Source organism: Rhizobacter sp. P2_H2, from assembly GCF_056403375.1.
In genome coordinates this window covers 1-7,807 of sequence record NZ_JBFUFP010000168.1, presented here as the reverse complement: position 1 = coordinate 7,807, position 7,807 = coordinate 1, and the positions used below count along the sequence as shown (strand labels likewise).

The window sequence follows — 7,807 nt, the reverse complement described above, 5'->3', positions numbered from 1 at the left end:
GACCGGCTCGGTCGTGAACTGCCAGTTGTCGGCGGTGGGCAGGCCGACCGGGCGGGCGGCCAGGCGGATCTGCTGGTTCTCGAGGGAGGTGGGCATCGCGATGTCTCCTGGATATGTTGGTTTTGGGGGATGCCGTTTGATGGTAGCGCCGATGTCGACCTTGTCCGACAGGCGATCAGGCGGGGCGCCGACAGGGGGCGCCGGGGGGCGAACCTACAGTCGTCACACTGAAGGAGAAATCGAGATGAGCAAGCTCTTGTGGACCCTGTGCGTGACCGCACCGATCGTCGCGCTGGCGGCGGGTTGCGATTCGAGCGACCACCGCACCGTCGGGCAGAAACTGGATTCGGCGGTGTCGACGGCCGAGCAGGCGGCCAACGAGGTGAAGCAGAACGCGAAGCAGTCGGTCGCCGACGTGAAGACCGCGGCCCGCGATGCGTCGCAGGCGAGCCAGGACGGCACCTCGCAGATCGGTCAGTCGATCGCCGACGGGGCGATCACGGCATCGATCAAGGCCGACATCGCGAAGGATCCGGACCTCAGCGCGCTGCGCGTGAACGTCGACACGCACGATGGCAAGGTGGCGCTGTACGGCTCGGCACCGAGCGAGGACGCCCGCCAGCGGGCCGAGCGCATCGCGATGGCGGTAAAGGGCGTGAGCGGCGTCGACAACAAGCTGGCGATCGAGACGGCGCAGGTCAAGCGGTAGGAAGCACTTCCCCAAAAGAAAACGCGGCCCGGGGGCCGCGTTCGTCTTGCAGCAGGGCTTGCGCCCTGCGCTGCATCACAGCACGCGAATGTTCGCGGCTTGCAGGCCCTTCTGGCCTTGCTTCACTTCGAATTCAACGCGCTGGTTTTCCAGCAGCGTCTTGAAGCCGTTGCCTTGAATGTCACGGAAGTGGGCGAACAGGTCAGCGCCGCCCGCGTCTTGAGCGATGAAGCCGTAGCCCTTGCTCTCGTTGAACCACTTCACGGTACCGGTTTGCGTCGTCATGGACGTTTCCTATTTCTATCAGTAGTAATGCGGCAGCACATGCCGACGCATGCAGAGACACTCAAGCGTTATTCGKGGATTTCAACAGAACCGGGCTGGAACCAGCACGGCGTCGCAAAAGATCACTCACAACCACAGTCTTGCGTATACCTGTGCGGCGGAATATACACCACGGGTCGGGACATTCCGCACACCGTGTCGAGAATCGTCCCCGGTGACGGTGTTTCCACAMGACAGGCGGACGCGCCGGCAGCCACATCGCACAATGCCCGCCATTTGCGCGCCCGGTGCCCGCAAGGAGCTGCTGATGAAGACGAAAGCCGCCGTGGCCTGGAAGGCCGGCCACCCCTTGAGCATCGAGACGGTCGACCTGGCGGCGCCGCGCGCCGGCGAGGTGCTGGTGGAGGTGAAGGCGACCGGCATCTGCCACACCGACGAGTTCACGCTGTCGGGCGCCGATCCCGAAGGGTTGTTCCCGGCGATCCTCGGCCACGAGGGCGCGGGCGTGGTGCTGGAGGTCGGGCCGGGGGTCACGAGCCTGAAGCGCGACGACCACGTGATCCCGCTGTACACGCCGGAGTGCCGGCAGTGCAAGTTCTGCCTGTCGCGCAAGACCAACCTGTGCCAGCTGATCCGCGGCACGCAGGGCAAGGGGCTGATGCCGGACGCGACGAGCCGCTTCTCGATCGACGGCAAGCCGATCCTGCATTACATGGGCACATCGACCTTCAGCAACCACATCGTGGTGCCGGAGATCGCGCTGGCGAAGATCCGCAGCGACGCGCCGTTCGACAAGGTCTGCTACATCGGCTGCGGCGTGACGACGGGTGTCGGCGCGGTGCTCTTCACCGCGAAGGTGGAGGCGGGTGCGAACGTGGTCGTGTTCGGCCTGGGCGGGATCGGGCTGAACGTGATCCAGGGCGCGAAGATGGTGGGGGCCGACAAGATCATCGGCGTCGACCTGAACCCGGCGCGCGAGGCGATGGCGCGCAGCTTCGGCATGACGCACTTCATCAACCCGCGCGAGGTCGACAACGTGGTCGATGCGATCGTGCAGCTGACCGATGGCGGCGCCGACTACAGCTTCGAGTGCATCGGCAACACGACCACGATGCGGCAGGCGCTGGAGTGCTGCCACAAGGGCTGGGGGCAGAGCATCATCATCGGCGTGGCGGCGGCGGGGCAGGAGATCTCGACGCGCCCGTTCCAGCTGGTGACGGGCCGCGAGTGGAAGGGCTCGGCCTTCGGGGGTGCGCGCGGCCGCACCGACGTGCCGAAGATCGTCGACTGGTACATGGAAGGCAAGCTGCGCATCGACGAGCTGATCACGCACAAGCTGGCGTTGAACGACATCAACCACGGCTTTGACCTGATGAAGCGTGGCGAGTCGATCCGTTCGGTGGTGGTGTATGACTGAAAGCGTGACTGGCGGCGGGCCGGTGAAGACCTTGTCGGAGCAGGCGTGCTTCGGTGGCGTGCAAGGTTTTCACGAGCATGTGTCGGACGCGATCGGCCTGCCGATGCGCTTCGGCGTGTTCAGGCCGCCGCAGGCCGCGTCGGGACGCGTGCCGGTGCTGATCTACCTGGCCGGCCTGGAGTGCAACGAGCAGACCTTCGCGATGAAGGCGGGCGCACAGCAGCACGCGGCAAAGCTCGGGCTGATGCTCGTGACGCCGGACACGAGTCCGCGCGGCACCGGCATCGCCGAGGCCGATGCGTCGTGGGATTTCGGCACGGCGGCCAGCTTCTACCTCGATGCCACCGAAGCGCCGTGGCGCACGCACTGGCGCATGGCCAGCTGGCTGACGCAGGAACTGCCGGCGCTGATCGAAGCGCAGTTCGCGGCGGACACGAGCCGTCTCGGCCTGTTCGGGCACTCGATGGGTGGGCATGGCGCACTGACGCTGGGCCTGAAGCATCCAACGCTGTTCCGCAGCGTCTCGGCCTTCGCGCCGATTGCCGCGCCGATGCAGAGCCCGTGGGGCGACAAGGCGTTCCGTGGCTACCTGGGTGAAGACCGGCAGGCCTGGCGCGAGCACGATGCCACCGAGCTGGTGAAGGCCGGGGCGCGCACATCGCACCTGCTGATCGACCAGGGCCTGGCCGATCGATTCCTGGCGACGCAGTTGCATCCGGAGCTGTTCGAAGCTGCCTGCAACGCGGCCGGTCAGCCGTTGACCTTGCGACGCCATGCGGGCTTCGACCACGGCTACTACTTCATCTCGACCTTCATGGCCGACCACATCGCGCATCACGCCGAAGCGCTCTCGCGACAATGAAACTCTCAGTCCTGGATCAATCCGTCGCATTGAGCGGCCAAGGCGAAGACGCCGCCATCCGCGACACCCTCGAGCTCGCGCAGCACTGCGAAGCCCTCGGCTATGAGCGCTTCTGGGTCAGCGAGCACCACAGCCTGCCAACGATCGTCGGCAGCGCGCCCGAGATCGTGATGGCCGCGATCGCCGCCCGCACCAGCCGCATCCGCATCGGCAGTGCCGGCGTGATGCTGCCGCACTACGCGGCACTGAAAGTGTCCGAGCAGTTTCGCGTGCTCGAGGCGCTGGCACCCGGTCGCATCGACCTCGGTGTCGGCCGCGCTCCCGGCGGCGACATGCGCACCGCGCAGGCGCTCAATCCGCATGCGTATGGCAGTGCGGAGAATTTCCCGGAGCAGGTGCGTGACCTGCAGGCCTGGACCAGCGGCCTGCGCCATCGCGGCATCGTCGCGCACCCGCGCGGCGAGCATGCGCCGCAGGTGTGGATCCTCGGCAGCTCCGACTATGGCGCGCAGATGGCCGCGCAGTTCGGGCTGCCCTATGCGTTCGCCTATTTCTTCACCGACGGACAAGGCGCCGAGCAGGCGCTCGACCTGTACCACCGCCTCTACCAGCCGAGCGAGCGGCATCCCAAGCCACAGGCGACCGTCTGCGTCTGGGCCCTGGCGGCCGATACCGAAGAGACCGCGCTGCACTTGGCCTTGAGCCGCGAGCGCTGGCGCGTCGACCGCAACCGCGGCCTGCTCGGGCCGCTGCAGTCTCCGGATCAGATCGCCGCGCGTGGCTTCACGCCGGACGAGATGGCGGTCATCGAGCCGATGCGGCGCAAGGCGTTTGTCGGCACGGCTGCGCAAGTGGCCGACAAGCTGCGCGCGCTCGCCAGCGATTTCGGGCTGGAAGAACTCGTGATCAACACCTGGGCGCACGATCCCGCGGTGCGGCGGCATTCGTATGCGCTGCTCGCGCGACAATTCGCCGCATGAACCAGATCGATTTCGAACTGCGCGGCGACTTCATCCCGCTCGATGCCCTGTTGAAGGCCACCGGCGTGTGCCACAGCGGAGGCGCCGCGAAGACGATGGTGGCCKAGGGCAAGGTCGAGGTCGATGGGCAGACCGAACTGCGCAAGACCTGCAAGATCAGGGCGGGGCAGGTGGTCGGCCTGACCGGCACGCGCATTCGCGTGCTGGTGCCGACGCAGCCCGCCCCGGAAGGTGCCTGGAAGGCGACAGATCAGAAGCGATAGTTCACGCCGACCGAGAACAGGTCGGTGTTGTCCTTGATGTCCAGCGCCTTCACGCGGTACCGCTCCCATTCACCACGGATCGCGGTGTTCTTCGACAGGTCGTACTGAACGCCCGCACCGTACTTCACGTCGGTGCCGCGCTCGCTGTCGTTCACGCCGTTGACCGTGCGATCGGCCTTGCCGTTGTAGACACCCACGCGGCCCAGCAGCGAGAAGTCCTGCGCCACCGGGAAGGTGCCGACGGCGTCGAGGAACACGCCGTTGTTCAGCTTCAGCTCACTGCCGCTGGCGCTGTACTTGCCCAGCCCGACCCAGCCGCCTTCCAGGCTGAAGTTCGGCGTGAACTGGTAGCCGCCGTAGATCTTGCCGCCGGTGTCGGTGGTGTCGATGTCCAGCCCGCCGATGTTGTCGCCGTGGAACTTGGTCGTGCCGATGCTGCCGCCGACGTACGGGCCGGGTTGCACCGATTGGGCGTGCGCTGCGAGTGCCATCAGCGAGGCGGCCGAGGCGATGATGAGTTTGCTGCTCAGTTTGATCATGCTTTCACTCCTGTTTCTCTCAGTAGGACTGCCGGATCGCTTGTCCGACATGCAAGCAGGATCAGCCGCGCATGTGAACGCGACACCTCCTCAACGTGAAGTTTTTCGAGGGCCTGCAACATGATGTTGCAGTGCAGCAGAAAGGCGGAACTTCCCCGGCAAACCGGGCTCGAAGGCCCAGCTCAGCGCGGCTTGCTCGCGCGGGCCGCGCGGTCTCTTTCTCGCAACATGAAGAGGTAGAGGCTCTCGACCTTCTCGCGCGCCCACGGTGTCTTGCGCAGCACCTTCAGGCTCGACGGGATGCTCGGTTCGATGCTGAAGCAGCGCAGCTGGACGCGCTCGGCCAGGCCCGGCCAGCCGTAGTGCGCGACCAGCTCGGTCAGCAAGGCCTCGAGCGTGAGGCCGTGCAGCGGGTTGCGGGGTTGGGCGGGTGTGTCGCTCATCCAGACAGCCTTGCGAGATCGGCCTTCAATGCGCGCACGGCCGACACCGCATCGGCGTGGTCGCGCAGGAACGAGAAATCGGCGAAGTCGAAGCCCGGTGCCACCGTCGCCCCCACGTACGCGAAGTCGCCGACCGGCTCGGCGGCCTGCCACCACTGTGCCGGCACCGTGAAGCGCGGCTGCGTCGCGGCGCTCACCGGCGCCAGCGTCACCGATTCGATGCGATCCAGCGACGGCGGCATCAGCCACAGCCGCAGCGGTCCGCCTTCGAGCAGGTGCCAGACCTCGTCCGACGCGACGCGGTGCCACGCACTGTACTGGCCGCGGCCGAGCAGGAAATCGATGCTCGTCAGCGCGCTGCGCGGCGGGCGGCCATCGCCCGGCGTGATGGATGACGCCGCGCGGAAGAACTCGCGGTAGTGCCCGCCCTCGGGATGCGGCTGCAGCTGCAGCAGCGCGATCAGCTCGGCCGCGCGCGGATGGAGGACACCGCTCATGCGACGTACAGCAGCACGGTGACGAAGTGGCAGGCCGTGCCCGCCAGCACGAACAGGTGCCACACGCCATGCGCATGGCGCCAGCGCTCGTCGTTCGCGTAGAACACGATGCCACCGGTGTAGCACAGCCCGCCCGCCACCAGCCAGGCGAGTGCCGCCCACGGCAGCTCGCGCACCAGCGGCACCGCGGCGATCAGCGCCAGCCAGCCCATCGCCACGTACAGCGGCACGGAAGGAATGCGCTCGCGGCCCAGGCTCAATTCCTTCACGATGCCGACCACCGCGAGCCCCCACACCACGCCGAACAACGACCAGCCCCACGGCCCGCGCAGCGTGACCAGCGCGAACGGCGTGTAGGTGCCGGCGATCAGCAGGTAGATGGCGCAGTGGTCGAACTTCACCAGCACGCGCTTGGCTGCGCCGCGCACGCTGTGGTACAGCGTCGATGCGCCGTACAGCAGGATCATGGTGGCTGCGAAGATGCTCGCGCCGACGATCTGCCAGGCATCGCCGTGCAGCGACGACTGCACGATCAGCACCGTGCCGCCGCCGATCGCCAGCAGCAGGCCGGCCAGGTGCGTGAAGCTGTTGAAACGCTCGCCGTGGTACATGAAACCCGCTTTCTGAAAAGGCTTGAGGAGGCGCAGGCCGCAAGCATAGCGGCAGCACGATGACGCTTTCGGGCTGGCATCATCGCGGCATGACCGAACGCATGCTGCCCCCTTACGTCACCGCCTCGCAACTCGTGCCCGACCTGCGCGCCAAGGGCCACGGCGTGATCAGCCCGGCCGGCCTGCGCGACTGGCTCGCGGCCGACGCGGCCGAGCTGCAGGCGCTGGAGGCCAGCTGGGACGACCTGCCGCCCGACGGCTACCTGCGCGATGGCGGCCGCTACCGGCGGCGCCGCCATTCCTGCTTCGTGGTCGACGGCACGACGCTCACGCCGTCGCCGCATCGCGCGCACTGGCAGCCGGTGGCCTACAACGCGCTGCACGGCGGCATCGAGCGCTGGTTCGAGCCGATGGCGGCCGGCGTCGTCGCGCAGCCGGTGTGGGCGCGCCTGCTGCTGCGCATGGCCGAGGCCTGCAGCGCGCTGAAGGGCGCGCGGCCGTGGTTCGTCGAGGCGCACCAGTTCCGCATCGACACCACCGATGGCATCGGCCGGCCGACGCCCGAGGGCGCACACCGCGACGGCGTCGACTTCGTCGCGGTGCTGTTGGTCGGCCGCCGCGGCGTGAAGGGCGGCGAGACGCGGGTCTTCGAGGCCGAGGGCCCGAACGGCATCCGCTTCACGATGAGCGAGCCGTGGACCACGCTGATGCTCGACGACGAACGCGTGATCCATGAGAGCACGCCGATCCAGCCGCTGTCGGCCGATGCGCAGCACAGCGCGCACCGCGACACGCTGGTGCTGACCTTCCGCCAGGGCGGGTTCCAAGGTCCGCTGGGGGGCTGAGTTCGCCGAGGCGCGGCCGGTTCGTCGCGCCCGGCTGCAGTTCATCCGCGCGCCGGGCCGGGCCGTCGCAACACGCTGGGAACGGGCGGAGTGGCTGCCGATACTGACTCCATCGACGACACAAACCACCGACTGGAGCCCGACATGACCACCACCCGCCTGACCCAACTGACGCTGATCGTTGCCACGCTGTCCGCCGCCGTGCTGCTGTGCCAGCCGCGGGTCCAGGCCGGCGCGCAGGTCGCCGCGGTGGCGCCGGAAGTGATCACGATGCCGATGGTCACCATCACCGGCAAGAAGATGCCGGTGATCGTGATGCCGCAGGTGGTCGTGACCGGCAAGCGTGAAGCCAGCGA

At 67.5% G+C, this 7,807-nt stretch carries 12 protein-coding genes; 7 read left to right on the top strand and 5 right to left on the bottom strand.

The features are described 5' to 3' along the window. Positions 1–244: 244 nt before the first annotated feature. Positions 245–709 carry a BON domain-containing protein gene (locus AC1D15_RS11880; RefSeq protein ID WP_052213033.1) on the top strand — a complete coding sequence of 155 codons (465 nt, stop codon included), beginning with the start codon at positions 245–247 and terminating at the stop codon, positions 707–709. A gap of 75 nt (positions 710–784) precedes the next feature. Here AC1D15_RS11880 and AC1D15_RS11875 read toward each other — a convergent pair whose 3' ends face one another. Then, on the bottom strand, positions 785–994 hold the full coding sequence (locus AC1D15_RS11875) for a cold-shock protein (RefSeq protein WP_047511365.1): 210 nt from the start codon (positions 992–994) through the stop codon (positions 785–787). A gap of 307 nt (positions 995–1,301) precedes the next feature. Between AC1D15_RS11875 and AC1D15_RS11870 the strand changes: the two genes are divergently transcribed. From AC1D15_RS11870 to AC1D15_RS11855, 4 genes are read left to right on the top strand one after another with little or no spacing between them, the layout of a single operon-like run. After that, on the top strand, positions 1,302–2,411 hold the full coding sequence (locus tag AC1D15_RS11870; RefSeq protein WP_047512248.1) for an S-(hydroxymethyl)glutathione dehydrogenase/class III alcohol dehydrogenase: 1,110 nt from the start codon (positions 1,302–1,304) through the stop codon (positions 2,409–2,411). Next, complete coding sequence (fghA, locus tag AC1D15_RS11865) at positions 2,404–3,273, top strand: S-formylglutathione hydrolase (RefSeq protein WP_477826131.1); 870 nt, start codon at positions 2,404–2,406, stop codon at positions 3,271–3,273. The genes AC1D15_RS11870 and fghA overlap by 8 nt, the downstream gene beginning before the upstream one ends. Then, on the top strand, positions 3,270–4,253 hold the full coding sequence (locus tag AC1D15_RS11860; protein ID WP_465113171.1) for an LLM class flavin-dependent oxidoreductase: 984 nt from the start codon (positions 3,270–3,272) through the stop codon (positions 4,251–4,253). The genes fghA and AC1D15_RS11860 overlap by 4 nt, the downstream gene beginning before the upstream one ends. Beyond that, entirely contained in the window at positions 4,250–4,516 is a 267-nt protein-coding gene (locus tag AC1D15_RS11855) for an RNA-binding S4 domain-containing protein (protein WP_477826130.1), read from the top strand. The genes AC1D15_RS11860 and AC1D15_RS11855 overlap by 4 nt, the downstream gene beginning before the upstream one ends. Here the strand turns inward: AC1D15_RS11855 and AC1D15_RS11850 are convergent. From AC1D15_RS11850 to trhA, 4 genes are all read right to left on the bottom strand, one after another. Further along, positions 4,504–5,055, bottom strand: a complete 552-nt coding sequence (locus AC1D15_RS11850; protein WP_052213034.1) for a porin family protein — start codon at positions 5,053–5,055, stop codon at positions 4,504–4,506. The genes AC1D15_RS11855 and AC1D15_RS11850 overlap by 13 nt on opposite strands. A 182-nt stretch (positions 5,056–5,237) precedes the next feature. Further along, the gene (locus tag AC1D15_RS11845; protein ID WP_047511373.1) at positions 5,238–5,498 is read right to left on the bottom strand and encodes a VF530 family protein; all 261 of its coding nucleotides are present in this window, start codon (positions 5,496–5,498) and stop codon (positions 5,238–5,240) included. Continuing rightward, entirely contained in the window at positions 5,495–5,995 is a 501-nt protein-coding gene (locus tag AC1D15_RS11840; RefSeq protein ID WP_477826129.1) for a cupin domain-containing protein, read from the bottom strand. Before AC1D15_RS11840 ends, AC1D15_RS11845 begins: the two co-directional genes overlap by 4 nt. Beyond that, a complete protein-coding gene (trhA, locus tag AC1D15_RS11835) occupies positions 5,992–6,606 on the bottom strand; it encodes a PAQR family membrane homeostasis protein TrhA (protein ID WP_465113173.1) in 615 nt (204 codons plus the stop codon). The genes AC1D15_RS11840 and trhA overlap by 4 nt, the downstream gene beginning before the upstream one ends. Positions 6,607–6,695: 89 nt before the next feature. On the opposite strand from trhA, the gene AC1D15_RS11830 reads away from it, so the two are divergent. After that, positions 6,696–7,451 (top strand): 2OG-Fe dioxygenase family protein, encoded by a 756-nt coding sequence (locus AC1D15_RS11830; protein ID WP_477826128.1) that lies wholly within the window; start codon positions 6,696–6,698, stop codon positions 7,449–7,451. 144 nt (positions 7,452–7,595) lie between these two features. Next, positions 7,596–7,807, top strand: a 212-nt coding sequence (locus tag AC1D15_RS11825) for a hypothetical protein (protein WP_477826127.1), incomplete at its 3' end; no start/stop codon positions are given.